Origin of the sequence: Arthrobacter sp. CAN_A214 (genome assembly GCF_015751955.1) — a bacterium.
In the GTDB taxonomy this organism is placed as follows: domain Bacteria; phylum Actinomycetota; class Actinomycetes; order Actinomycetales; family Micrococcaceae; genus Arthrobacter_D.
This window is the reverse complement of record NZ_JADOUU010000012.1, coordinates 1-23,929: the sequence shown is the minus strand read 5'-3', so window position 1 is coordinate 23,929 and position 23,929 is coordinate 1. Positions and strand designations below refer to the sequence as shown.

The window sequence follows — 23,929 nt, the reverse complement described above, 5'->3', positions numbered from 1 at the left end:
GCTGGATGAAGCAAGATGGAATCCTTTGAAAGAGCCGGAAAGGATCAGCAATCTTGCGGGTGCCTTGCAAGCGGCAATGATCGCAAATAGGTCCCGGCTGCGGACGACGGCGAACCTATCCAACCGGGCTGAACCGGATTCCGGGTATTCCGACCGGAGCCCATTGCGTGCAGGATATGGAATCCGGCTCGACTCCCACTTCGAGCTCCGTGTTCCGTCCGTTCAGGGGCGTCAGTCCACCTGGGCCGTCAGACCGGCGGCCTCGATCGCCGTCGAGGCCGCGGTCTCGTCATTGTCGGAACTGTCACCGCTGATACCCACGGCACCCTGGATCACGCCGTCCTGATCGCGTACCAGTACGCCACCGGGCACCGGGATGAGTCGGCCACCCAGAGTCGCGGTCGCTGCTGTGATGAAGTAGGCCTGCTGCTCGGCGCGCTGCATGATGGCACGTGAACCCATTCCAAGGGCCAGCGCCCCGTACGCCTTGCCCTGTGCGATCTCGAAGCGGTTGTTCGAGGCACCATCCTGGCGCGCGGCGGCGATGACGTGGCCACCGGCGTCGAGCACGACGACGGTCAGCGGTTTGAAGCCGTGCTGCTGGCCCGCCGCAAGGGCGTCGGTGATGATGGATTGTGCGGATGCCAATGTCAGGCTCATGATGCGTTCCTCGTCATAGTGTCGGTGTGCTTGTGCAGGGCACGGCGCCGGTGCAGGATCGGCTCGGTGTAGCCGGATGGCTGAGCGGCGCCGTCGAGAACGAGCTCGCGGGCTGCGAGGAACGCCTCGGTATCGAAGGCCGGGGACAGAGGCGTGTAATCGGGGTCCGAGGCGTTCTGCTCGTCGACGACCGCAGCCATCCGCCGAAGTGATGCTTCCACTTCTTCCTCGGTCACTACACCGTGCAGGAGCCAGTTCGAGACGTGCTGCGAACTGATGCGGCAGGTGGCGCGGTCCTCCATCAGAGCTGTGCCGTGGATGTCGGGGACCTTGGAGCACCCTACGCCGTCGTTCACCCAGCGGACGATGTAGCCCAGCGTGCTCTGGATATTGTTGTCCAGCTCGTTGCGCCGATCATCGGCGGTCCAGTCGGTGGGCTGACCGACGGGGATGGTGAGAAGCTGCCGCAGTGTCGACCGGCGCTTTCCGGCGAGTTCGGCCTGCCGGGCGTCCACGTCGATCTGGTGGTAGTGGGTGGCGTGGAGGGTCGCGGCGGTCGGGGAGGGGACCCAGGCGCAGTCCGCGCCGGCGAGCGGATGCGCGACCTTCTGGGTCAGCATGTCGGCCATATTGTCCGGGGCCGCCCACATGCCTTTTCCGATCTGGGCCCGACCGCTGAAGCCGCACTCCAGTCCGATATCGACGTTCGCGTCCTCGTAGGCCGCGATCCAGCTGGAGTTCCGCATGTCGGCCTTGCGGACCATCGGACCGGCGAGCATCGAGGTGTGGATCTCGTCGCCGGTGCGGTCCAGGAACCCGGTGTTGATGAACGCCACACGGTCCCGTGCCTCCCAGATGCACGCCTTCAGGTTCGCGGACGTGCGGCGCTCTTCGTCCATGATGCCGATCTTGAGGGTGAGCGGATCGAGGCCCAGCACGGGCTCGGTTGCTGCAAGCAGGGCGCAGGCCACGGCAACCTCACCTGGTCCGTGCATTTTCGGCTTGACGATGTAGACGGATCCGGCCCGCGAGTTGGAACCGGCGTGTGAGCCCCGCAGGTCATGCACCGAACCGAGTCCGGTGAACAGGGCGTCGAGGATCTCCTCGGGCACCGGAGCGCCGGCAGGGTCGAGCACGGCTTCGCTGGTCATCAGGTGGCCTACCTGACGGATGAGCAGCAGCGAGCGGCCGGGCAGGGTCAGCTCCGAGCCGTCGGTTGCCGTGTAGACGCGGTCAGGGTTGAGCCGTCGGATGTACGTACCTTCACCCTTAGCGATCTCGGCGGTGAGGGTGCCCTGCATCAACTGCAGCCAGTTGCGGTAACCCGCAACCTTGTCCCCGGCGTCGACCGCCGCCACGGAGTCCTCGAGGTCCATGATCGTGGTGGTCGCGGACTCCAGCACGATGTCCTTCACACCGGCCGGGTCGCCCGAGCCGATGGAGTGGGTGCGGTCGATCTGGATCTCCACGTGGAGTCCATGATGGACGAGCAGCACGGACTCGGGCTCGTCCGCTGCTCCGCGGTAGCCCACGAGCTGCCCCGGCTCCGCCAGCCCCAGTGAACCGCCCGGCGTCTCCGCGACGAGAGCGCCGTCCGCGATCCGGTAGGCGGTGACGTCGGCGTGGGATCCGCCGGCCAGGTCGATGTACTCATCCAGAAACTGCCGTCCGCGTGCCACGACGGCGGCACCGCGGACCGCGTTGTAACCACCCGTGTGCTTGCGACCCTCGGCGTCGTCGACGGCGTCGGTGCCGTACAGGGCATCGTAGAGCGAGCCCCAGCGGGCGTTTGCCGCGTTGGCAGCGAACCGTGCATTCAGCAGCGGGACCACCAACTGGGGCCCTGAGACCGTGGCGATCTCGGGGTCGACCCGACCGGTCGTGATGGTGAAGTCCCCGGGCTGATCGACCAGGTAACCGATCGAGCGGAGGAATTCTTCGTAGGCTTCCGGATCCACGGGGCCTACGCCGCGGACGCGGTGGTACTCGTCGATCTGCTGCTGCATCAGATTCCTGATTTCCAACAATTCCCGCACGCGCGGCGAGAACTCGCCGATGAGCGAGGCGGCGCCAGCCCAGAAGGCACCCTCCTCGATCCCGGTCCCAGGCAGCGCTTCGTCCCGGACGAAGGCATAGAGCTCTTCGGCGATGCTGAGTCCGTTAATCTCCAGGTAATTCGGCATAGTGCCCGCCTTCTAGACTTTTCGTAGTGTGGAAGAAACCTACCAATATCTAAAACCTAGCCAGCACTGCCCCGTCCGTCAATGCGGAATGCCCGAGGCTGTAGGACGCGGCGCCGGGTGAGGGGCCGGCTTTCGGGCGATCTGAAGCGCACTCGTTCTCAACGGCACCTACTCGAACCGGGAGGGGTCTCCCATTCCGCGCCGGACGATTTCCCCGGTCCCGCTCGAGAAGTCGATCACTGTGGTCGGTTCGGCGCCGCAGTCCCCGGAATCGATCACCGCGTCGACCTGGAAGTCGAGTTCCTCCTTGATCTCCCAGCCCTCCGTGAGGGGAGTTTCCTGGTCGGGGAGCAGCAACGTGCTGGACAGCAGTGGCTCGCCGAGCTCCGCGAGCAGCGCCTGGACCATCCGATGGTCGGGGATGCGTACACCCACCGTCTTCTTCTTCGGGTGCAGCAGCCGTCGCGGCACCTCCTTGGTGGCGGGCAGGATGAAGGTATAGCTGCCGGGCGTCACTGCCTTGATGCTGCGGAACACGTCATTGTCGATCTGCACGAACTGCCCCAGCTGCGCGAAATCACTGCAGACGAGGGTGAAGTGGTGCTTCTTGTCCAGCCGGCGGATCGCCCGGATGCGATCCAGTGCCTCCAGATTGCCCAGCTGCGCCCCGAGCGCATAGCAGGAGTCCGTCGGGTAGGCGATCAGCCCGCCGGACCTCACCATCTCGGCAATCTGGACGATCGCCCGGGGTTGCGGATCCTCGGGGTGCACATCGAAGTATCTGGCCATGCCATGAGCATATGTTCAGCGCTCGCTACGCGCACTGGTCGGCGGTTCGCCGGGGCACGGGTGCGGTCCCCGTCCGGCAGGAACCGGCTACGGGTACCCTGTTCCCATGGCCAGCGAAGCAACGACCCTGATCGTCGATGGTCCAGGGGGTCCCCGGACCATGCGCATCTCGAGCCCCTCGCGCGTCCTCTGGCCGGAACTCGGTCTGACGAAACTCGACCTCGCCCGGTACCTGGTGGCGGTCGGCCCGGCGTTCCTCGCCGCGAACGGCGACCGTCCTGTCTCACTCCAGCGTTTTTCGAGCGGAATCGACGGGGAGCAGTTCTTCTCGAAGAATCCACCCAAGGGCACCCCGGACTTCGTGCGCTCCGTGCCGGTGACCTACCCGAGTGGCCGCTCGCATCCGCAACTGGTCCTCGACGAACCGGCCGGTGTGGTGTGGGCAGCGCAGATGAACACCGTCGTGTTCCACCCCTGGGCTTCCCGTGCCGGAGATACCGACAATCCCGACCAGTTGAGGATCGACCTCGACCCGCAACCCGGCACCGGGTTCCCGGAAACGGTTCCGGTAGCCCTTGAGCTCCGGTCGATCCTCGCGGAGGCGGGCCTTACGGCGTTTCTCAAGACTTCAGGCAACCGGGGGCTTCACGTCTTCGCGCCGATCGAACCTACCCACGAATTCCTCGACGTCCGGCACGCCGTCATCGCTGCGGCCCGGGAACTGGAACGCCGGATGCCGGACACCGTGACCACCGCATGGTGGAAGGAGGAGCGCGGCGGGAAGATGTTCATCGACTACAACCAGGCCAACCGCGACCGCACCATGGCCGGCGCCTACAGCCCGCGACCACTACCCCACGCACCGGTCTCCTGCCCTCTTGAGTGGGATGAACTGGCCACTGCCGACCCGGCGGCCTTCACCATTGCGACGGTGCCCGACCGGCTGGCGGAGAGGGGTGACCCCTGGGAATCCATGCACAGGTCGCCGGGAACGATCGACACACTGCTGGGGTGGTGGAACCGTGACCTCGATGCCGGCCTGGGCGAACTCGTCTTCCCGCCCGACTTTCCGAAGATGCCGGGTGAGCCGCCAAGGGTCCAGCCGAGCCGTGCGCGGAAGACCTCTTGACCCGACTCGACCCGACTTGATCCGATGGTGTCGGGACGTGCGGCGCGCGGGCGCCGACGGCGATCGGACGGCCTCCAGTCGGTAGACTTGCCGCATGTCCAGGAAAGAACCCTTCCGCACCGCGGTGGTCATCGAAGACGACGACGACGTTCGCGACCTTCTCCACACCGTGCTCACCGGCGCAGGGTTTCGGGTCCACACAGCTCCAGCGGGCCTCGCGGGGGTGCAGATGGTTCGGCGTCTCCTGCCCGACGTCGTCACCCTCGATGTCGGGTTACCCGACATCGACGGATTCGAGGTCGCCCGCCGGATCCGCTGCTTTTCCTCCACGCTGATCGTCATGCTGACTGCGCGGTCCGACCCCGCTGACGAAGCCCGCGGCCTCGAGGCCGGAGCCGACGGTTACCTGCTCAAGCCGTTCCGGCCCTCCGAGCTCAGGACACGGATCGAGGAGGGGCTCGGACGCCGCCTGCAGCCCGGGCTGAACAGCTAGGCGGACCGTCCTGAACGTAGGGATCCGCTAGCTGGGACAGCTTCGGCGGCGAGACCCGGAGTCGTCGCCCTAGTCGTCGCCCTAGTCCTCGCCGTCCTCATTCTCCTCGCCCCGGGAGTCGTCTCCCTGGTCGGTGTCGATGCCGTTGTTGTCGTCGAATTGCTCGCCGTCGTTCTCGTTCTGCTGCTCCTCCTGCTGCACTTCATCGGCCGGGGCGTCCTCCTGCTCGGAGTTGTCACAGCCGGTGAGGAACAGGGCGGTGGCGGCGAGGAGGGCAGCGGATTGCCGAAGCAGTTTTCCTGACATGGTTTCTCCCTTTCGGGGCGTGCCCACAACCGTAACCGGCAAGTAAAAAGGACGGCAAGGACAAGGTCGGAGCCGTTCGCCCCTTGCCTTTGCCGTAGGAAGCTGGGCCGCGGCAAGCCGGACCGCTGCTAGGTGCCGCTGTCCCGGAGAAGATTGGTGATGCGGGCAGTGGAGAGCCGGCGGCCGTCGTCGTCTGTCATGACGACCTCGTGCGTGGTCAGGGTACGACCGAGATGAAGTGCAGTGGCCGTGCCGGTGACGGTTCCCGACGCGACGCCGCGGTGGTGGGTTGCACTGATCTCGATGCCCAGGGCATGGCGACCGGGGCCGGCGTGGATGCCGGCAGCGAACGAGCCGAGCGTTTCGGCCAGCACGAGGTGCGCACCCCCGTGCAGGATCCCTGCCACCTGTTCATTGCCCTCGACCGGCATGGTCGCGACCATGCGGTCCGCACCCATCTCGAGGAACCTGATGCCCATCTTCAGGGTCAGGCGCCCGACGCCGTGCTCGCCGAGCCACTCATGCATCTCCGGGGGTACGCCCGCGGCCGTCAGTTCCGCTCCATGGTCCTTGCGGGCTTCGCCGGGCGAACCGGGCGGAGTGAAATTGTCCATCATGGGAACTAGGCTGGCACCTGTGAGTGAAACAACCAAACCAGCTGCCACCCTGACCGCCGCGCGTCCCTCGACCGGGCAGCGGAACCGCCTCCTGGTGGTGGACGGCCACTCCATGGCTTTCCGCGCGTTCTATGCGCTTCCTCCCGAGAACTTCTCCACCGACACCGGCCAGCACACCAACGCGGTCTATGGCTTCACGGCGATGCTGATCAACCTGATCAAGGACCAGAAGCCCACGCACGTGGCGATCGCCTTCGATCTCGATACACCGACGTTCCGCTCGGAGGAGTACACCGAGTACAAGGGCGGCCGCTCCAAGACGCCGGAGGAATTCCACGGGCAGATCGACCTCATCATCAAGGTGATGGAGGCCATGAGGATCCCCACCATCTCCATGGACGGCTACGAGGCCGACGACATCCTCGCCACGCTCGCCTGCAATGCAGCAGCCGAGGACTGGGATGTCCAGGTGGTCAGTGGTGACCGTGATGCCTTCCAGCTGGTCAATGACCGTGTGACCGTGCTGTACCCGAAACAGGGCGTCACCAACATTCCGCAGATGGACGCGAAGGCCATCGAGGAGAAGTATTTCGTGCCGCCGCACCAGTATTCCGACCTTGCCGCCCTGGTGGGGGAGAGCGCCGACAATCTGCCGGGAGTGCCCGGCGTCGGTCCGAAGACGGCCGCGAAGTGGATCAAGCTCTATGGCGGCCTGGAGGGGATCATCGAGAACGTCGATTCGATCGGCGGCAAGGTGGGGGATGCCCTGCGGGAGCACCTCGACTCGGTCAAACGCAACCGCCGCCTCAACCGGTTGCTGACCGACCTCGACCTTCCCGTCGACCTCGACGCCATGGTGTCCCAGCACCCCGACCGGTCCGCCGTCGAGGACCTTTTCGACTTACTGCAGTTCAACACGCTGCGCAAACGGCTGTTCGACCTGTTCGGCGAGGAGGAGGTCGAGGACACCGGCGACGAGATGAGCCCCCCGCCGCACGTCGTCGTCGAGGATGCGGGGGAGCTGACCGCGTGGCTGAAGGCCACGAACCAGGCGCTCACCTCCGTGCACCTGGCGACGGAATCGACGTCGGGCGGGTCCGACGTCGCCGGCGTGGCGCTGGTGACCTCCGCGGCCGCGGCCTACGTTCCGCTCGAACCGCTCGACGCGGAGGCAGAGCGGGTGCTGGGCTCGTGGCTCGCCGACAAGGACGCGCCGAAGGTGGTCCACGACTTCAAGACCGTGTACAAGCAGCTCATCGCCCGGGGACTGGTCCTCGCGGGCGAGGTCGACGATACCGCCATCTCCGCCTACCTCATCCAGCCGGACCGCCGCAGCTACGACCTCGCGGACCTCAGCCAGTACCACCTGCGCCTGTCCATCACCGCCGCAGCGAACGACTCCACAGGGCAGCAGGCGCTCGACCTCGGCGGTAAGGACGTTGCATCCCCTGCCGTCGTGGCCGCTTTCGCGGCGCTGCAGCTGAGTGAGCACTTCGCCGGGCAGCTCGTGGAGAAGGGGGCCAACCAGCTCCTCGGAGGGCTCGAGCTGCCCTTGGCGGAGGTCCTTGCCGGGATGGAGCTGACCGGGGTCGCGGTGTCGGTGGAGCGGCTCGACCGGTTGCTCGACGACTTCTCGAAGACCATCAGCACAGCCGGATCCGAGGCGTTCCGGATCATCGGCAAGGAGATCAACCTGGGCTCACCCAAGCAGCTCCAGGCGGTGCTGTTCGACGAGCTGGAGCTGCCCAAGACCAAGAAGATCAAGACCGGGTTCTCCACTGATGCAGACGCCCTCACGGACCTGATCGTGAAGACCGGGCACCCGTTCCTCGAGCAGCTCCTCGCCTACCGCGATGCGACGAAGTTGCGCCAGACCGTGGAGGGGCTACGGAAGGCAGTGGGCGACGACGGCAGGATCCACACCACGTACCTGCAGACCGTTGCTGCGACGGGCCGGTTGTCCTCGACGAATCCGAACCTCCAGAACATTCCGGTGCGCTCGGACGAGGGCCGGCGCATCCGTGAGGTCTTCGTAGTGGGCAGGAACAGTTCAGGGGTGCAGTACGAAAGTCTGATGACCGCTGACTATTCGCAGATCGAGATGCGGATCATGGCGCACCTCTCGGGCGACGAAGGGCTGATCACCGCCTTCCAGGAGGGGGAGGACCTCCACCGCTTCGTGGGCTCGCACATCTTCGGTGTGGCGCCGGAAGAGGTCACCAACGCCATGCGGTCCAAGGTGAAGGCCATGTCGTACGGCCTGGTCTACGGACTGAGCTCGTTCGGCCTCTCCAAGCAGCTCGCCATCTCGGTGGACGAGGCCCGCACCCTCATGCGCGACTACTTCGAGCGGTTCGGGGCCGTCCGCGACTACCTGCGCGGCATCGTGGAGCAGGCGCGCAAGGACGGTTTCACCTCGACCATCGAAGGACGACGGCGGTACCTCCCGGACCTCTCGAGCGACAACCGGCAGCTGAGGGAGATGGCGGAGCGGGCGGCGCTCAACGCACCGATCCAGGGGTCGGCCGCGGACATCATCAAGAAGGCCATGCTCGGCGTGGACGCGGCGCTCAGGAAGGATGGACTCGCCTCGCGGATGCTCCTGCAGGTCCATGACGAACTGGTGCTGGAGGTGGCAGCGGGTGAGCGCGAGGCCGTCGAGGCGCTGGTGCGCAGGGAGATGGCAGGGGCGGCGGAGCTGACCGTTCCGCTCGACGTCTCGGTCGGCACAGGGCTGAGCTGGCACGAAGCCGCCCACTGACGGTGGTGCGGTCCGGGGCGGCCGTCTAGTGTGGACAAGCGTGAGCGAAACTTCATCGAACCAGCCCGCCGGTACCGCCCTCGAGACCCGGGTCTTCGCCGTCGGAGCCGACGATGATGCGTCCAGTACTGGCCGGTTCGCCCGCTGGCTCAACGCCGAGAATCTTGGATTCCACGATCCGCGGGTCGAGGAGGCGGACATCCCCACCTACATCGAGGCATTCTCCGCCGACCAGCGGGTGATGTGGGGAATCCATGATCCCGCGGCGGGGGAGCACTCCCACGGCGTGGATGCACCGGTAGCGACGTACGGATCCATGGTCAATGGCCTCAACGTGGGCGGCGGCAGCATGCTCGACGCGCACCTCATCACGGCGGTGACCGTCCAGGCGAGCCACCGCCGGAAGGGCATCCTCCGCGGCATGATCACGCGCGACCTCACCGAAGCGGCAGGCCGCGGGCTGGCTGTGGCGGCGCTGACCGCCTCCGAGGCGACCATCTACGGACGGTTCGGCTTCGGCTGCGCCACCTTCGAGCACACGGTCGAAGTGGATGTCCGCGAGCGGTTCGCCATCACCGCACCGCAGGCCGGACGGACCGCCCTCGTCTCGCCCGAGCACGGAATTGCTCTGAGCGCGGACATCTTCACCGGGTTCCACGCCCGCACCGCCGGGTCGGTGGGACGCCAGTTCTCGTACCCGCGGCGCGCCTCGGGAATCTGGGGACGCGAGCGGCCGGTCGAGGACAAGGCGGTCCGCATGGCGGTCCACTACGACGACGACGGGACGCCTGCGGGCTACGTCTCCTATAGGTTCTTGGGCTGGGACACCACGCCCTACACCATGAAGATCGTGGACCTCGTGGCGTCCACCGAAACCGCCTACCTCGAGCTGTGGCGCTATCTGGGAAACCTCGACCTGGTGCAGCGCATCACCTGGAACGGCGCCCCTGAGAGCGATCCGCTGCCGTGGGCGCTCCGTGACCGGCGATGCTACCGGCTCACCGGGACCGAGGATGTGCTGTGGATCCGGATCCTCGACGTCGTAGCCGCGCTCGAGGCCCGCCCCTACCGGAGCAACGGACGGCTGGTGCTTGAGGTGACCGACACCCTGGGACTGGTGGGTGGCAGCTATGTCCTGACGGTGGTGGACGGCACCGCGGACGTCGAACCGGTGGCGGCGGGGTCGGCGCCCGATGTCACGCTCGACGCCGCCGCCCTCGGGTCGATGTACCTGGGCGGGGTCGCTCCGTCGGTGCTGGCGGCGGCCGGTCGATTGACCGCCTCCGCGGACGACGTCGTCGTCCTCCTGGATCAGCTCTTCCGCGCGGCGGTGAGCCCGTACTGCATCACGCATTTCTAGGGGTTTTTACTCCCTCCTGCGGTGCGCTCCGCTTTGACTGCCCTTGCCGGCCGCGGCTAGACTGAGCGGGCGCGTAGTGCGCTGTGTGTTGCCCGGCTCCGGCCGGTGCGGTGCTGGCGCGCTACCAACAAGGCCACACCAGGTTTTATCCAACGGTTTGCATCCAATGAATTCATCCGATGGGTCCTATCCGATGTCCTTGTCCAATTTGTCCGCTTCCGGCCATCCAGATGTCCGGATTCAATAAATCATCCACTACGGAGCCCCAACTACATGACCATCACCACCACCGAGAAGCAAGGTACCCCGCAGGTCGCGATCAACGACATCGGTACCGCTGAGGACTTCCTCGCAGCTATTGACGCCACCATCAAGTACTTCAACGACGGAGATCTCGTCGAAGGTACTGTCGTCAAGGTTGACCGTGACGAAGTTCTGCTCGACATCGGTTACAAGACCGAGGGTGTCATCCCTTCCCGTGAGCTTTCCATCAAGCACGACGTCGATCCCGGGGACGTTGTCTCCGTCGGTGATCAGGTCGAGGCTCTGGTCCTCACCAAGGAAGACAAAGAAGGCCGTCTGATCCTATCCAAGAAGCGTGCTCAGTACGAGCGCGCCTGGGGCGACATCGAGAAGGTCAAGGAAGAAGACGGCGTCGTCACCGGTACCGTCATCGAGGTCGTCAAGGGTGGGCTCATCCTGGACATCGGTCTGCGTGGCTTCCTGCCCGCATCGCTCGTGGAAATGCGCCGCGTGCGGGACCTGGCTCCGTACATCGGCCAGCAGATCGAAGCGAAGATCATCGAGCTCGACAAGAACCGCAACAACGTTGTGCTGTCGCGTCGTGCCTGGCTCGAGCAGACCCAGTCCGAGGTCCGCTCGACCTTCCTCAACAAGCTCGAGAAGGGCCAGGTCCGTCCGGGCGTCGTGTCCTCGATCGTCAACTTCGGTGCGTTCGTGGATCTCGGCGGCGTCGACGGCCTGGTTCACGTCTCCGAGCTGTCCTGGAAGCACATCGACCACCCGTCCGAGGTTGTCGAGGTCGGCCAGGAAGTCACCGTCGAGGTTCTCGAGGTCGACCTGGACCGCGAGCGCGTCTCGCTGTCGCTGAAGGCCACCCAGGAAGATCCATGGCAGACCTTCGCACGCACGCACGCCCTCGGCCAGGTTGTCCCGGGTAAGGTCACGAAGCTTGTTCCGTTCGGCGCGTTCGTTCGCGTCGAGGACGGCATCGAGGGCCTCGTGCACATCTCCGAGCTCGCAGTGCGCCACGTCGAACTGGCAGAGCAGGTCGTCTCCGTGGGTGACGAGCTCTTCGTCAAGGTCATCGACATCGACCTCGAGCGCCGCAGGATCTCCCTCAGCCTCAAGCAGGCCAACGAGGGTGTGGACGCCGACAGCACCGAGTTCGACCCGGCGCTGTACGGAATGGCTGCCGAGTACGACGAAGAGGGCAACTACAAGTACCCCGAGGGCTTCGACCCCGAGTCGAACGAATGGCTCGAGGGCTACGAAACCCAGCGCGCTGCCTGGGAAGCCCAGTACGCCGAGGCCCAGTCACGCTGGGAGTCGCACAAGAAGCAGGTTGTGCAGCACGCGTCCGACGACGCCGCTGCCGCTTCGGAGCCGGCCGAGTCGAACTCGACCAGCTACTCCTCGGAGCCGGTTGTCACCGACACCGGATCGGGCACGCTCGCGTCCGACGAGGCACTTGCAGCACTGCGCGAAAAGCTGACCGGAGCCTAGATCTCCGGCGGTTTCCGCTGAGCAGGGTGTGAATGAGGAGGGTCTCCGCCGTTGGGCGGGGGCCCTCCTTGCTTGTTCCGGCCCCGGCCCGTCGATCGAGCAGTTGTGGCGGGTTGGGCATGCGCTTGCCCGCCGGATGTGCGCAGTCGATCGCAGGCCGGGCTCCCGGTGCCGAGGTCAGTCCCGTCGGATGGAGCAAGTCACCGTGAACCGGGCGGAGCGGGCCACCTGGCGGGTAGGGCCGATCATCGACGCGAGGGCCTGCCGGTACTGCAGATGGCTGTTCCACACGGTCCACAGCTCACCGCCCGGGGCAAGCACCCGTCCGGCGTCGGCGAACAGCTTGCGGGCGATCCCGGTATGGATGGTGCTGCCGATATGGAACGGCGGATTCAGGACGATCAGCTCCGCCGAACCGTCGGGCCGGGATGACAGCGCGTCGTCGCGCGCCACCTCCACGCGTTCGGAGACGCCGTTCGCCCGCACGGTGCGGGATGTCGAGGCCACCGCCGACGCCGACTGGTCAGTGGCGATCACGCGGAGGGATGGTCGAAGCAGGGCGAGGTACGCCGCGATCGCGCCGTTGCCGCAGCCGAGGTCGATGGCTTCCGCCGCCGGCCGTGCCTGGGAGAGCAGCGGCAGAAGGAAACGGGTACCGGGATCCAGGGTCGCGCCGCCGAAGGTGCTGCCGTAGGCGCACAGTTCGAGCTCGCGGCCGAGTCCGACATCGTGCCGACCGGCGAGCGGAAAGCGCGAGGGCAGGCTGCCCTGCGTCCCCGAAGCGCTGAGAACCCGCGCCTTCTGCCGCGCAAGCCCGGCCGACACCGTGCCGAAGTACCGCTGGAGGACGCCGTTCATGCTGACGCTCATATGTTTCAGCCGGCCTCCCGCATACACCACGACGTCGTCGGCGGCGAAGGAGGCGATGGCACTGGCGATCTCGTCCAGCGCGTCGAGGGAGCGGGGGAGCTGCAGCAGCACCGTCCGCGCTCCTCCCAGCAGTTCCGGACCCAGCCCATGCGACGCGTAGTCCTCCTGCAACCCGAACCGTTCGGCATTGAGTGCCAGGGCCCGTTCCTGTGACAGTGGATCCTGGTGCGCCCGCACGCCACGGGCGCCGAATCGGCCGATCGCACCGAGGGTCAGTGCACCGTACCGGTCACCGATCGTCACCGTTCCGGACGGATCCGAACCGAGCCGGGCAGCGGCGGTGTCGAGCAGCAGGCGGTCCGCGGCGTCGTAGGCCTGGAGGTTGGGCGCTTCGATGTCCGGGGCGCGGGTGAGGAGCGGGAAGTCGAACTGCGTCACCGGTCCGCCCACCGTTCGCCGACGGCGGTGACGTCGGCGGTGCCCAGGGTCGCGGCCGCCACCCTTGATTCGAGGTCGTATGCTGCGGCGGCACCGAAGGGCAGGGCAACCTCGAGGCGGGCGGCGTCGAACCCGTAGCCGGTGCCGAGGATCGAGAACCCGGCCGATCTCAGCTCGTTCTCAAGCCTTCCGACGGCGACGACGGGCACTTCGACCCGGAACAGCGCGAGCAGTTCCCGCCGAACCGGCGGGGCGTTGCGGAGGGCATGGGCTGCCGCCTCCGAGTAGGCACGCATCAGGCCTCCTGCACCGAGGAGTATCCCGCCGAAATACCGCACGACGACGGCGCCCACATCGCTGAAATCCGCGACGCCCGTCGGCCCTGTCGTCCGGGAGAGTGCCTCGAGGATCGGCGCCCCCGCGGTTCCGACGGGTTCGCCGTCGTCGTAGGAGCGCTGGAAGTGGCGCCCGGCGCCGATCAGGTAGGCGCTGCAGTGGTGCCGGGCCGAGGAGAATTCGCGCCTCACCGCCAGGAGGTGCTCGCGCGCCTGTTCCTCGGATTCAACGCGATCTAGCACGGCGACGAAGCGGGAGCGCTTGATCTCGAGCTCATATCGGCCTTCGCCACTCACGGTGGAGTACGAGGTTGCCGTGCCTGCGGAAGCTGTCATTCCTCCAATCCTAGACGGCAGGAGAATCCGCTCGAACGTCCGAGGATCAACCGTCGGGCCGACGCCGAGGAAAAGGTTGCCCTCCGCGGAAGCGGCTTTATACGCTTCAGGGACTGAAGGACGCCCACCGAGGAGGACCCCGTGAATCAAGCTCCCCAGCACAACGACCTGCCCTTGGCCGACTACGACCATATTCCGCTGGGTACGCTGCCGACCCGGATCACGGGACTCGACGAGGACGCCCTCGGAAGCCTGCTCGCGTATGAACAGCAACACGGTGACCGGCTTCCCGTGAAGCTTGTCCTGGAGCAACGGCTGCAGGCGGTCCGCGACGGTGCCGAGTTGTCCGAGGGCGCCGGGACCAGCATGCCGGAGGTGAGTCAGTCCCGCTCCGGATCGCCGGTCACCCCGGCGACGACCGGACCGCCGATCAACCCGCCGTCGCAGGGTGACCCGACCAACCCTGCCCAGCCCCGCTAGGCGGGAGCCTCGGTCAGGAGCGCCTTCTCCTGGACCAGCTCGACCGACAGGGTCCGGTACCCGGTGGCCTCGAACAGGACGGTCACGGTCCCCTCCTCGTAACTCATGACCACGCCCGGCCCCCACTCGTGATGTTGAACCCGCGACTGGAGGGGGTAGGGCTGCCGGTCGGCAGCAGGGTTCTCCCGCTGCCGGGACTGCCCGTGCGGGTCGGCGTCGGCGCTGGAGCCGGCCGAGCAGTTGTCACAGTTCCCGCAGGGTCCGTCCGTCTCCTCGCCGAAGTAGGCTAGCAGGAAATGCCGCCGGCACGTCCTGGTCTCGGCGTAGCGCCGCACCATCTCCACTCGGGACTGGTCGATCAGCTCGCGGTGTTCTGCCTGTTCGACGCCGGCCTGCGCGGCAGCTTCCGCCGTATTGTCACTGGCTCCATAGCCGGCCGGCCCGTCCTCGATCATCCCCGCCAGTTCGAGCAGGTTGAGCAGCCCGGAAAGCCTACGCTGGCTGAGGCCCGACAAAGCCCGCAGTTCCTTGACCGACACCGGGTGGTCCTGGAGCCGGAGGAGCGCAAACAGCTGCGCGAGCTCGTCGGGATTGGCCGGTTTCGCCGCGAAAAAGCGCCGGAGTGTCAGATCTTCCGGCCGGTAGTGGAGGCATGCGAGGGCCGCCTGCCCGTCTCGTCCTCCCCGCCCGATCTCCTGGTAGTAACTGTCGAGGGAATCCGCAACGTTCTCGTGAACGACGAAGCGCACGTTCGGCTTGTCGATGCCCATGCCGAACGCGGTGGTGGCCACGACGACGTCGAGCCCGCCGTCGAGGAACCGCGAATGCACGTCCTCGCGGTTCCTTCTGCGCATGCCCGAATGATAGGAGCGCGCGCGCAGGCCGGCGTCGGACAGTTCCGCAGCGAGGGTCTCCGAGGCCTTCCGTGTCGCGGTATAGACGAGGCCGGGCAGCTCGAGCTGCTGGACCTGTTCCACCACTGCTTTGCGTTTCCCCGCGGCGTCCGTGTGCTGTTCCACCTGCAGGAACAGGTTCGGCCGGTCGAAGCCCGCCACCAGCGTCAGCGGCGATTCGAGGTGCAGCCTCTCGGTGATCTCCTGCTGCACCGGGGTCGAGGCGGTCGCCGTGAGCGCCAGCACCGGACACCCCAATGTGGTGACGAGATGCCCCAGTTGGAGGTAGTCGGGGCGGAAGTCATGACCCCAGGCCGACACGCAGTGCGCCTCGTCGATCACGAGTAGGGAGACGTCGAGCCTGCCCAATTGAGTCGCGACGTCGTCGCGTGCTGTCTGCTCCGGGGCGAGGAAGAGGAATTTGGCGCGCCGGGACTCGTCCGGATCGGAGGCAGCTGCCCAGGCCTCCTCCCGGTCCGACGGGCTGAGATCGGAGTTGATCACGTGGGCGCGCGTGGCCCCGGTGCTTTCGTTGATGGCGCTGGCCTGGTCATGCTGCAGTGCGATGAGCGGCGAGATGACGACTACGACACCCGGCAGCACCATTCCCGGTACCTGGTAGATCGCCGACTTCCCGAACCCGGTGGGCATGACACACAGGGCACTGCGCCCGTCGGCAACGGCTTCCATGGCGATTCGCTGGTCCGGATGCAGGGTGTCCCAACCGAAGACGGAGGACGCGGTTTCTTCGAGGTCGCGCAGTGCGGTAGCCATGATTCCCCTTCAGATGCCCTTGAATTTCCAGCGTAGGGGCAGGAGGAGGGCAGAAGGGCAGGGATAAGTGTTTGACACACAGGGGACGCGTTAGGGTTGGCAGATGCTCAGGGTGGGGTTGACCGGAGGGATCGCCGCGGGGAAGTCGCTCGCGGCGTCGGAGTTGGGGAAGCTGGGCGCCGTGGTCGTCGACGCCGATGCTCTTGCCCGGGAGGTGGTGCAGTCCGGCCAGCCGGCCCTCGCAGAGATTGCCGAGGTGTTCGGGCCGGAGGTGCTGCTTCCCACGGGCGCCCTTGACCGGCCGGCCCTCGGCAGCAGGATTTTCGGAGATCCTGCTGCGCGCGAGCGGCTGAACTCGATCGTCCATCCACGTGTGCGCGAGCGCGCTGCCGCGCTGGTCGCCGATGCCCCGCCCGGCTCGATCATCGTGGAGGACATCCCCCTGCTCGTCGAGACAGGGCAGGGACCGCGCTTCCACCTCGTCATCGTCGTGGACGCTCCCGAGGAGGTGCGGGTGCGGCGGATGGTCGACAGGCGGGGAATGACCGAGGGCGCCGCGCGCGAGCGGATAGCAGCCCAGGCGTCCACGTCGGACCGGAACCGGGAGGCCGACGTCGTGCTGGAAAACGCCGGCACCGCGGACGCCGCAGGAGAAGCGATCCGTCGAGTGTGGCGGGACCGGCTCGTGCCGTATAACGGCAATCTCCTTGCCGGGCGGCCTGCGCCCCGCGGCGCACCGCAGGTGGTTCCCTCCGATGTCCGATGGGCCGAATCGGCAGCGAGAATCCGGGCGAGGCTGCTGCGGGCCGATGAACGGATCCTACAGGTCGATCACACCGGCCCGACGTCGGCACCCGGCTCCGCCGCGGCTGACGTCCTCGACCTCCTGGTGGGAATCGATTCCGACGCTGACCTCCCGGCCGTCTCCGCTGCCCTGACGACGGCCGGCTACCCTCCTGCGGGCGTTGCGCCGGAAACGTCCACGGGTGGCGCCCCGGGCGGGTTGCTGCATGCCAACGCGGACCCCGGCCGGCACGTGGACCTCCACCTCGTGGCGCGAAGGGTCGGGGACGGTCCGGCGGGCGGGGACCGCGGGCGCTGACAGTATTCCGGATGTTCGCCGCGATGCCGCTTCCTGTGATGCCGACGCGGCTGGAAGCCGTTGCACCTGGTTCCGCCTCCAGCAAAGCGGACCGGAATTGTCCGTGGCAGGCGCTAACGTTGAAACATGAGTCTTGCGCAGGATATCAAGCGGGTCGTCGCTCCCTTCGAGGTCATCAGCGAGTACACTCCGGCGGGTGACCAGCCCACGGCCATCGCGGAACTGAGCGAGCGCATCAACGCCGGCGAGAAGGATGTCGTCCTCCTGGGCGCCACAGGCACGGGCAAGAGCGCGACGACGGCCTGGCTGATCGAGCAGGTCCAGCGGCCCACCCTGGTGATGGTGCAGAACAAGACGCTCGCGGCGCAGCTCGCCAACGAGTTCCGTGAGCTCCTGCCCAACAATGCGGTGGAGTATTTCGTCTCCTACTACGACTACTACCAGCCCGAAGCGTACGTTCCGCAAACCGACACCTTCATCGAGAAGGACTCCTCCATCAATGAGGAGGTGGAACGGCTGAGGCACTCGGCCACGAACGCGCTGCTCACCCGGCGCGACGTCATCGTGGTGGCCACCGTGTCCTGCATCTACGGCCTCGGCACGCCTGAGGAGTACATCAACAAGATGGTGACGCTGCGCAGGGGCGAGCAGAAGAACCGGGACGACCTCCTGCGCCAGTTCGTGGGCATGCAGTACACCCGCAATGATATGGACTTCCACCGCGGCACCTTCCGCGTGCGCGGCGACACCGTGGAGATCATCCCCATGTATGAGGAGCACGCGCTCCGGATCGAGTTCTTCGGTGACGAGGTGGAGAACATCTACACCCTCGACCCGCTGACCGGGAACGTGATCCGCGAGGAAGAGGAGATGTACGTCTTCCCCGCGTCGCACTACGTCGCCGGACCCGACCGTATGTCGCGGGCGGTCAAGGCCATCGAGGATGAACTGCAGCAGCGGCTGACCGAGTTCGAATCACAGAACAAGCTGGTGGAGGCCCAGCGGCTGCGCATGCGCGTGACCTACGACCTCGAGATGATGGAACAGATGGGATTCTGCAACGGCATCGAGAACTACTCGCGCCATATCGACGGCCGTGACGCCGCTTCGGCACCCCACTGCCTCCTCGATTATTTCCCCGACGACTTCCTGCTCGTGGTCGACGAGTCGCATGTCACGATTCCGCAGATCGGGGCCATGTACGAGGGTGACGCGTCCCGCAAGCGGACCCTTGTGGACCACGGCTTCCGTCTGCCGTCCGCCATGGACAACCGCCCGCTCAAGTGGGACGAATTCCTCGACCGCATCGGCCAGACGGTGTATCTCTCCGCCACTCCCGGCAAATACGAGCTCGCCAAGGGCGACGGCTACGTGCAGCAGATCATCCGGCCCACGGGCCTCGTCGACCCCGAAGTGGTCGTCAAGCCCACGAAGGGGCAGATCGATGACCTTCTGGGGGAGATCCATACGCGGGTGGAGCGGAACGAGCGCGTCCTCGTGACCACGCTCACCAAGCGCATGTCGGAGGACCTCACAGGATACCTGCTCGAACACGGGGTGAAGGTGGAGTACCTCCACTCCGACGTCGACACCCTGCGCCGCGTCGAGCTGCTGCGCGAACTGCGGATGGGCACGTTCGACGTCCTGGTCGGCATCAACCTGCTGCGCGAGGGCCTCGACCTGCCCGAAGTGTCACTCGTGAGCATCCTCGACGCGGACAAGGAAGGGTTCCTCCGCAGCTCCACGTCGTTGATCCAGACGATCGGCCGCGCAGCCCGCAACGTCTCCGGCGAGGTGCACATGTACGCGGACCGCATCACGGACTCCATGGCCCACGCCATTGACGAGACGAACCGCCGGCGCGCCATCCAGGTGGCCCACAACCTTGAGCACGGTATCGATCCCACTCCGCTCCGGAAGCGGATCGCCGATATCACCGACACCATCAACCGTGAGGACGCGGACACCAGGGCCCTCCTCGAAGCGGCATCGAAGGGCAAGAAGTCCAAGGGGAAGGCGCTGCGGCATGACGGTCTGGCAGCGGTTCCAGCAGAAGACCTGACAGACCTCATCCAGCAGCTGACCGACCAGATGCATGCTGCGGCGGCCGAACTCAAGTTCGAGCTGGCGGGCAGGTTGCGGGATGAGGTTGGGGACCTGAAGAAGGAGCTCCGCCAGATGCAGTCTGCCGGGCACGCCTAGAAGGTGCACAAGGAGCCGATGCAGGACAGCCAGCCGATCCGGATGGAGGACTTCCTCGAACTCCGGGTTCACGGAATCGGCGAGGTCGAGTACCTGAACAGTCTGGCGAGCCCACGGGTCAGACGGATCAACCAGTGGATCGAGGTGGCCGAACCACCGGTCCTGCCGGACCACCGGTTGAAGCTCGTCAACTGGTCCAGGTCGAACCGGAAGCGCACCGGATTCCTGTGGTACCTCGCCTTCCCCTTCACGCTGGCGAACCTGGCGGGCAGGATGACCGACGGCCGGGAGGGGCGAATCGGGCGGGCCTGGTGGATCGTACAGCTCGGTTCGCTGGTATTGACGCTCAGTTCACTGGCCTGGCTCGTGGTTCTTCTCGAAACGGTGGCGGTCCACCTTCCCCCGGCTGCGTCGTTCGGCGGTGCAGGGATCGTACCGCTGACGGCGACGGCGGTGCTCACAGCGCTCCTAGCGGCAAAGTGGTTCCTGGTGATCCGGCGGCAGGCCGGGACTTCCCGCCGAGGTCCGGCCACGATCCTGCTGCACGCCGGCGTCGTGATCGCCGGGGGAGCCTCGCTTGCCAGGTGGCCGCCGGGCGAGCTCGCCTACCCGGGGTGGCCGTCGTCGGAGGCTCCGGCCGGAATGAGGCTCGACGCGATGGCGCTGTGGATCGCAGTGAGCCTCGCCGTGGTCCTCGTTCTTCCGCTGGCATCGATTGTGCTGCACGCGGCAGGAGGACGACGGGCGAAGCGTCCACTGGTGCCGGCTGCCGGCGCCGGGGGCCTGCTGATCGCGGCGCTCCTCCTGATGCACTCGGTGAACGCGCTGGTGCGCCTCGTGCTCGACAACGTGCTCGGGTATCTCGGCAGGCTTTTCGAGCTCGCTCCGGCAGGCACCGATGCCCGCCCGCGGATCCTCCTCGCCCGGGACGAGCCGTTGGACCTCGGCGACAGTCGGCTTGACCTGTTTCCCTTCCTGGCCCTGATCGCGCTGACGGCGTTCGTCCTTGCAGCGGCCGCCGTCGTGCTTGTCCGCCCAGGGCTGGGGCTCGGTGCCCTGTGGTGGGGCCGGCTCCAAAGGCGCCTGTGGTGGCACCGCGTCATCGGGGACGCCGCCCATCTTCTTCCCCTGGGGATTCCCGTGGGCGCCGTGTCGGCAGGTGCGGCAATGGCCCTCGCCATCAGCTTCGGCGAGGGCGTGCTCGGCGGGGTCTGGCTGGCCCTTGCGGTACTCCTGCTGCAGGTTGCGGGGGCGGCCGTCGTGCTCACGCTCCTCCTGCGCCAGGTCCAGCCCGTGCAGGAGATCCTGGGAAAAGTGGCCGATATCGCGGGTTTCTGGCCGGTGCGGGACCACCCCCTGGCCGGGGCCTCGTACCGGAACCGGGTAGTGGCGGGGCTCGGGTCGCAACTCGAATCCGCCGGAGCAATCAGGGTAGCCCTCGTGGCGCACAGCCAGGGGAGCGTCCTCGCCGCCTGGCTGCTGGCCGGAAGCGAAAAGGCGAGGTTCGGCGGCATCGGCACGGGTGAACGGCACCTCATCACCACCGGTTCCCCGCTGGCGTCGCTCTACGCCGTCTTCTTTCCCGGCTATTTCCCCCCCCGGCTGGTTCGCAATACTGGCAGGGCGATGCTCGAGCTGGGTCAACTTCTGGCGGCCCACCGATCCCATCGGCTTCCCGGTCGCCGGAGCCGTCAACGTCGAACTGCCGGCCGTCGATGCGGACGGTGAAGCGCGCGGCCACGGGCGGTATTGGGACGAACCGGAAATCGTGGATCATGTCCAGCGGCTCGCGGCCCGGGACGATATTTCGGCGGAGTCCGGCCGCAACCGGTAACATGGAGCGCACGTAGGGGAGTATCCCAAGCGCTACGAACGTCAACACGCGGGGCAGTGCAGCCCCGCCGGGCGTAGCGGTCGGCCGGCACAGCGCCACGGCGGAGAGACTTACGCCATTCCGTCGCAGCCCTGGAAGGTTATCCATGCCCGCTTTACCACTCGCATTCGAGGTCGGCACGTTCGTCGTCCTCGGCATTATTCTGTTGTTCGACCTGTTGCTGGTCGTCAAGCGGCCCCACGAGCCCTCCATGAAGGAGGCCGGCCTGTGGGTGGGCTTCTACGTGAGCCTCGCCCTGATCTTCGCCGCGCTCATGTTCTACATCACCGGCGCCGAATACGGCGGCCAGTTCGTGGCCGGCTGGATCACCGAATACAGCCTCAGCATCGACAACCTCTTCGTGTTCATCATCATCATGGCCCGCTTCTCCGTTCCCCGGAAATACCAGCAGGAAGTGCTGATGGTAGGCATCATCATCGCGCTGGTGCTCCGCGGCATCTTCATCGCACTGGGCGCTGCCGTGATCGAGAACTTCAGCTGGATCTTCTACATCTTCGGCGCCTTCCTGCTCTACACCGCGTACAAGCAGGCCACGGATTCCGGCGAGGACGAAGAGGACGCCGGCGAGAACAAGCTGATCAAGAAGCTCCGCACCGTGGTGCCGATGTCCGACAAGTACGACGGCGGCAAGCTCCGCACGGTGGTCGACGGCAAGAAGGTCTTCACACCGATGCTCATCGTCTTCGTCACCATCGGGCTGACCGACCTGCTCTTCGCGGTCGACTCGATCCCGGCGATCTTCGGCCTCACCCAGAGCGCCTTCATCGTCTTCACGGCCAATATCTTCGCGCTCATGGGCCTTCGCCAGCTGTACTTCCTGCTGGGGGGACTGATGACCCGATTGATCTACCTGAAGCATGCGCTGTCCGTGATCCTCGCGTTCATCGGCGTGAAGCTCGTCCTCCACGCGATGCACGTCAACGAACTGCCGTTCATCAACGGCGGCCAGCACATCGAATGGGCACCCGAGATCCCGACCTTCGTGTCACTCGCCGTCATCGTGTTCACCATCGTCGTCGCAGTGGTCGCGAGCTTGCTGAGCCCGAAGGCCCGTCAGGCCGCCATCGACGCCGATCTCGCGGCGGACAGCCAGAAAGCAGCCCAGGAGGACCCCCACTAGACACCGGGGATTCTTGTCCAAGGGGGAACGGACCGTTGGTCCGTTCCCCCTCGGCGTCTGATCAGCGGTGCGGATTCAGCGCTTCGGCCGACGGACTTGGCGCGGGTCCTGTGGACATCCCGCGACCGATCGGGCGCACCGCCGGAGGACAACAGGGCCAGGACCATTGCGGAGCCGGCGGGCGTGGGCCATCGGCCGGCTTTCCCACGAGACGGCGCTTCGCAGGTCAGGCCGATACTCCGGGAGGAAGCCCCACCAGCTCCTCCCAGAGCGCGTCGGAATCAGCGCCTACCTCGGATGTGCCCGCTGCCTCCCGCAGCAGGAGCCGGCCGGTCGACTCGAGGTGGCGTCGCATGGCGGCACCGGCCGCCGGTGCGTCGCCCCCTGCGATCGCGTCAAGGATCGGCCGGTGCTCCAGGTACACGTCCTCCAGGGAACGGGACCTCCGGATGGTGGAGGTCCCGACCAGCCGGGTGGCATCCCGCAGGTTCTCGATGATCCGGGTGGCGTGGGTGTTGCCGGCGAGTTCGAGCAATAGCGCGTGAAGCCGCTGGTCATGCAGGAGAAACGCGGTCTCATCTCCGGCCGCGACCGACGACTGCATCGCCTCATACTCCGCCTGCAGGGCCGCGTGGTCGGACTCCTGTGCACGAACCGCTGCACGCTCGGCGGCCGGCACCTCCAGCGCAAGGCGAACCGCGATGATCTCGGTCAGCTCGCGTGCCCCGGGCAGGACGACGCGGAAACCCCGGTTGCGCTCGAAGGCCACCATCCCGGTTTCCGCCAGCCGCAGCAGTGCATCCCGGACCGGGCTGCGGGAAACGCCCAGTTCATTGGCCAGCCGGTACACCGAATACAACTCACCCGGCACCAGCGTGCCGGCCCGGATGCCCTCCCGAACTGCTTCGATGGTGCGGTCGGTGAGGGTGGGGGGACGCACCGGGCGATCACGGGCGTCGTCGGTGGAACGGATCATGCCTCCAAGACTAGTCGGCGGTGTGCGGGGCGGAGGGAGTAACATGTTACCCATGGCGACGACGCTCACAGCACCTACCTCCCTCGTATCCGAACTCCAATCCCGCGGTGTTGCAGACGCACGGGCCGATGCTACCTCCCGTGCCGTCTACTCCAGCGACGCTTCCCTCTACCGGGTACAGCCCGCGGCGGTCGTCTTCCCGCGGCACCTCGACGAGGTCCTCACCACGCTGGAGGTCTGTCGGGAGCGCGGCATCCCCTTCACCGCGCGCGGGGCCGGGACCTCCATCGCCGGCAACGCCATCGGGCCAGGGGTCGTCCTCGACTTCAGCCGGCACCTGAACAAAGTCCTGACGTTCGACGTCGAGGCTCGCACCGCCGTCGTCGAACCAGGAGCAGTCCACGCCACCCTGCAGAAGGTGGCGCTGGCCAACGGCCTCCGGTTCGGTCCCGACCCCTCCACGCA

20 protein-coding genes are annotated in these 23,929 nt (G+C 66.5%); 11 read left to right on the top strand and 9 right to left on the bottom strand.

All coding sequences use genetic code 11. From position 1 onward, the window contains the following. Nucleotides 1-231: 231 nt before the first annotated feature. The 3 genes from IWX65_RS11300 to IWX65_RS11290 form a co-directional block, all read right to left on the bottom strand. Complete coding sequence (locus IWX65_RS11300) at nt 232-660, bottom strand: GlcG/HbpS family heme-binding protein (RefSeq protein ID WP_196882936.1); 429 nt, start codon at nt 658-660, stop codon at nt 232-234. Continuing rightward, a complete protein-coding gene (locus IWX65_RS11295; protein ID WP_196882935.1) occupies nt 657-2,843 on the bottom strand; it encodes a malate synthase G in 2,187 nt (728 codons plus the stop codon). The genes IWX65_RS11300 and IWX65_RS11295 overlap by 4 nt, the downstream gene beginning before the upstream one ends. Nucleotides 2,844-3,011: 168 nt before the next feature. Beyond that, a complete protein-coding gene (locus IWX65_RS11290) occupies nt 3,012-3,632 on the bottom strand; it encodes an L-threonylcarbamoyladenylate synthase (protein WP_196882934.1) in 621 nt (206 codons plus the stop codon). A 106-nt stretch (nt 3,633-3,738) separates the two neighbouring features. Between IWX65_RS11290 and ligD the strand changes: the two genes are divergently transcribed. Both ligD and IWX65_RS11280 read left to right on the top strand, forming a co-directional pair. Next, nucleotides 3,739-4,761 carry a non-homologous end-joining DNA ligase gene (gene ligD / locus IWX65_RS11285; protein WP_196882933.1) on the top strand — a complete coding sequence of 341 codons (1,023 nt, stop codon included), beginning with the start codon at nt 3,739-3,741 and terminating at the stop codon, nt 4,759-4,761. 94 nt (nt 4,762-4,855) lie between these two features. Further along, entirely contained in the window at nt 4,856-5,254 is a 399-nt protein-coding gene (locus IWX65_RS11280) for a response regulator transcription factor (RefSeq protein ID WP_196882931.1), read from the top strand. Between the two features lie 81 nt (nt 5,255-5,335). Here IWX65_RS11280 and IWX65_RS11275 read toward each other — a convergent pair whose 3' ends face one another. Together IWX65_RS11275 and IWX65_RS11270 are read right to left on the bottom strand one after the other, a co-directional pair. Continuing rightward, nucleotides 5,336-5,560: a hypothetical protein gene (locus IWX65_RS11275; protein ID WP_196882929.1), complete on the bottom strand. Its 225-nt coding sequence runs from the start codon at nt 5,558-5,560 to the stop codon at nt 5,336-5,338. 128 nt (nt 5,561-5,688) lie between these two features. Next, nucleotides 5,689-6,177, bottom strand: a complete 489-nt coding sequence (locus tag IWX65_RS11270) for a PaaI family thioesterase (protein WP_196882927.1) — start codon at nt 6,175-6,177, stop codon at nt 5,689-5,691. 112 nt (nt 6,178-6,289) lie between these two features. Between IWX65_RS11270 and polA the strand changes: the two genes are divergently transcribed. The 3 genes from polA to rpsA all read left to right on the top strand — a co-directional run bounded on the left by polA (nt 6,290) and on the right by rpsA (nt 12,044). Beyond that, the gene (gene polA, locus IWX65_RS11265) at nt 6,290-8,938 is read left to right on the top strand and encodes a DNA polymerase I (protein ID WP_442859192.1); all 2,649 of its coding nucleotides are present in this window, start codon (nt 6,290-6,292) and stop codon (nt 8,936-8,938) included. Between the two features lie 40 nt (nt 8,939-8,978). After that, a complete protein-coding gene (locus IWX65_RS11260) occupies nt 8,979-10,298 on the top strand; it encodes a GNAT family N-acetyltransferase (protein WP_196882923.1) in 1,320 nt (439 codons plus the stop codon). Nucleotides 10,299-10,571: 273 nt separating this feature from the next. Beyond that, entirely contained in the window at nt 10,572-12,044 is a 1,473-nt protein-coding gene (gene rpsA / locus IWX65_RS11255) for a 30S ribosomal protein S1 (protein ID WP_196882921.1), read from the top strand. Between the two features lie 177 nt (nt 12,045-12,221). Here the strand turns inward: rpsA and IWX65_RS11250 are convergent, their stop codons facing one another. Further along, a complete protein-coding gene (locus IWX65_RS11250; RefSeq protein WP_196882919.1) occupies nt 12,222-13,352 on the bottom strand; it encodes a class I SAM-dependent methyltransferase in 1,131 nt (376 codons plus the stop codon). Then, entirely contained in the window at nt 13,349-14,023 is a 675-nt protein-coding gene (locus tag IWX65_RS11245) for an IMPACT family protein (RefSeq protein ID WP_196882917.1), read from the bottom strand. Before IWX65_RS11245 ends, IWX65_RS11250 begins: the two co-directional genes overlap by 4 nt. 141 nt (nt 14,024-14,164) lie before the next feature. On the opposite strand from IWX65_RS11245, the gene IWX65_RS11240 reads away from it, so the two are divergent. Continuing rightward, nucleotides 14,165-14,503, top strand: coding sequence for a hypothetical protein (locus IWX65_RS11240; protein ID WP_196882915.1), 339 nt, complete (start codon nt 14,165-14,167; stop codon nt 14,501-14,503). On the opposite strand, the gene IWX65_RS11235 is transcribed toward IWX65_RS11240, so the two are convergent. Then, nucleotides 14,500-16,170 carry a RecQ family ATP-dependent DNA helicase gene (locus IWX65_RS11235; RefSeq protein WP_196882913.1) on the bottom strand — a complete coding sequence of 557 codons (1,671 nt, stop codon included), beginning with the start codon at nt 16,168-16,170 and terminating at the stop codon, nt 14,500-14,502. The two genes, IWX65_RS11240 and IWX65_RS11235, sit on opposite strands and share 4 nt — an antisense overlap. 103 nt (nt 16,171-16,273) lie before the next feature. On the opposite strand from IWX65_RS11235, the gene coaE reads away from it, so the two are divergent. The 4 genes from coaE to IWX65_RS11215 all read left to right on the top strand — a co-directional run bounded on the left by coaE (nt 16,274) and on the right by IWX65_RS11215 (nt 22,488). Further along, nucleotides 16,274-17,272, top strand: a complete 999-nt coding sequence (gene coaE, locus IWX65_RS11230) for a dephospho-CoA kinase (protein WP_196882912.1) — start codon at nt 16,274-16,276, stop codon at nt 17,270-17,272. A gap of 126 nt (nt 17,273-17,398) precedes the next feature. Further along, complete coding sequence (uvrB, locus tag IWX65_RS11225; protein WP_196882911.1) at nt 17,399-19,474, top strand: excinuclease ABC subunit UvrB; 2,076 nt, start codon at nt 17,399-17,401, stop codon at nt 19,472-19,474. An 18-nt stretch (nt 19,475-19,492) separates the two neighbouring features. After that, complete coding sequence (locus IWX65_RS11220; RefSeq protein WP_196882910.1) at nt 19,493-21,202, top strand: hypothetical protein; 1,710 nt, start codon at nt 19,493-19,495, stop codon at nt 21,200-21,202. A gap of 251 nt (nt 21,203-21,453) precedes the next feature. Beyond that, complete coding sequence (locus tag IWX65_RS11215) at nt 21,454-22,488, top strand: TerC family protein (protein WP_196882909.1); 1,035 nt, start codon at nt 21,454-21,456, stop codon at nt 22,486-22,488. Nucleotides 22,489-22,714: 226 nt separating this feature from the next. Here the strand turns inward: IWX65_RS11215 and IWX65_RS11210 are convergent, their stop codons facing one another. Continuing rightward, complete coding sequence (locus IWX65_RS11210) at nt 22,715-23,464, bottom strand: GntR family transcriptional regulator (protein WP_196882908.1); 750 nt, start codon at nt 23,462-23,464, stop codon at nt 22,715-22,717. A 52-nt stretch (nt 23,465-23,516) separates the two neighbouring features. On the opposite strand from IWX65_RS11210, the gene IWX65_RS11205 reads away from it, so the two are divergent. Continuing rightward, nucleotides 23,517-23,929 (top strand): FAD-binding oxidoreductase (locus IWX65_RS11205; protein ID WP_196882906.1); only part of this gene is annotated, 413 nt, incomplete at its 3' end.

What these genes read in the sequence shown, in the direction of transcription:
- IWX65_RS11300 (WP_196882936.1), bottom strand. Translation starts at nt 660, where the DNA reads ATGAGCCTGACATTGGCATCCGCACAATCCATCATCACCGACGCCCTT.
- IWX65_RS11295 (WP_196882935.1), bottom strand. Translation starts at nt 2,843, where the DNA reads ATGCCGAATTACCTGGAGATTAACGGACTCAGCATCGCCGAAGAGCTC.
- IWX65_RS11290 (WP_196882934.1), bottom strand. Translation starts at nt 3,632, where the DNA reads ATGGCCAGATACTTCGATGTGCACCCCGAGGATCCGCAACCCCGGGCG.
- ligD (WP_196882933.1), top strand. Translation starts at nt 3,739, where the DNA reads ATGGCCAGCGAAGCAACGACCCTGATCGTCGATGGTCCAGGGGGTCCC.
- IWX65_RS11280 (WP_196882931.1), top strand. Translation starts at nt 4,856, where the DNA reads ATGTCCAGGAAAGAACCCTTCCGCACCGCGGTGGTCATCGAAGACGAC.
- IWX65_RS11275 (WP_196882929.1), bottom strand. Translation starts at nt 5,560, where the DNA reads ATGTCAGGAAAACTGCTTCGGCAATCCGCTGCCCTCCTCGCCGCCACC.
- IWX65_RS11270 (WP_196882927.1), bottom strand. Translation starts at nt 6,177, where the DNA reads ATGATGGACAATTTCACTCCGCCCGGTTCGCCCGGCGAAGCCCGCAAG.
- polA (WP_442859192.1), top strand. Translation starts at nt 6,290, where the DNA reads ATGGCTTTCCGCGCGTTCTATGCGCTTCCTCCCGAGAACTTCTCCACC.
- rpsA (WP_196882921.1), top strand. Translation starts at nt 10,572, where the DNA reads ATGACCATCACCACCACCGAGAAGCAAGGTACCCCGCAGGTCGCGATC.
- IWX65_RS11245 (WP_196882917.1), bottom strand. Translation starts at nt 14,023, where the DNA reads ATGACAGCTTCCGCAGGCACGGCAACCTCGTACTCCACCGTGAGTGGC.
- IWX65_RS11235 (WP_196882913.1), bottom strand. Translation starts at nt 16,170, where the DNA reads ATGGCTACCGCACTGCGCGACCTCGAAGAAACCGCGTCCTCCGTCTTC.
- coaE (WP_196882912.1), top strand. Translation starts at nt 16,274, where the DNA reads ATGCTCAGGGTGGGGTTGACCGGAGGGATCGCCGCGGGGAAGTCGCTC.
- uvrB (WP_196882911.1), top strand. Translation starts at nt 17,399, where the DNA reads ATGAGTCTTGCGCAGGATATCAAGCGGGTCGTCGCTCCCTTCGAGGTC.
- IWX65_RS11220 (WP_196882910.1), top strand. Translation starts at nt 19,493, where the DNA reads ATGCAGGACAGCCAGCCGATCCGGATGGAGGACTTCCTCGAACTCCGG.
- IWX65_RS11215 (WP_196882909.1), top strand. Translation starts at nt 21,454, where the DNA reads ATGCCCGCTTTACCACTCGCATTCGAGGTCGGCACGTTCGTCGTCCTC.
- IWX65_RS11210 (WP_196882908.1), bottom strand. Translation starts at nt 23,464, where the DNA reads ATGATCCGTTCCACCGACGACGCCCGTGATCGCCCGGTGCGTCCCCCC.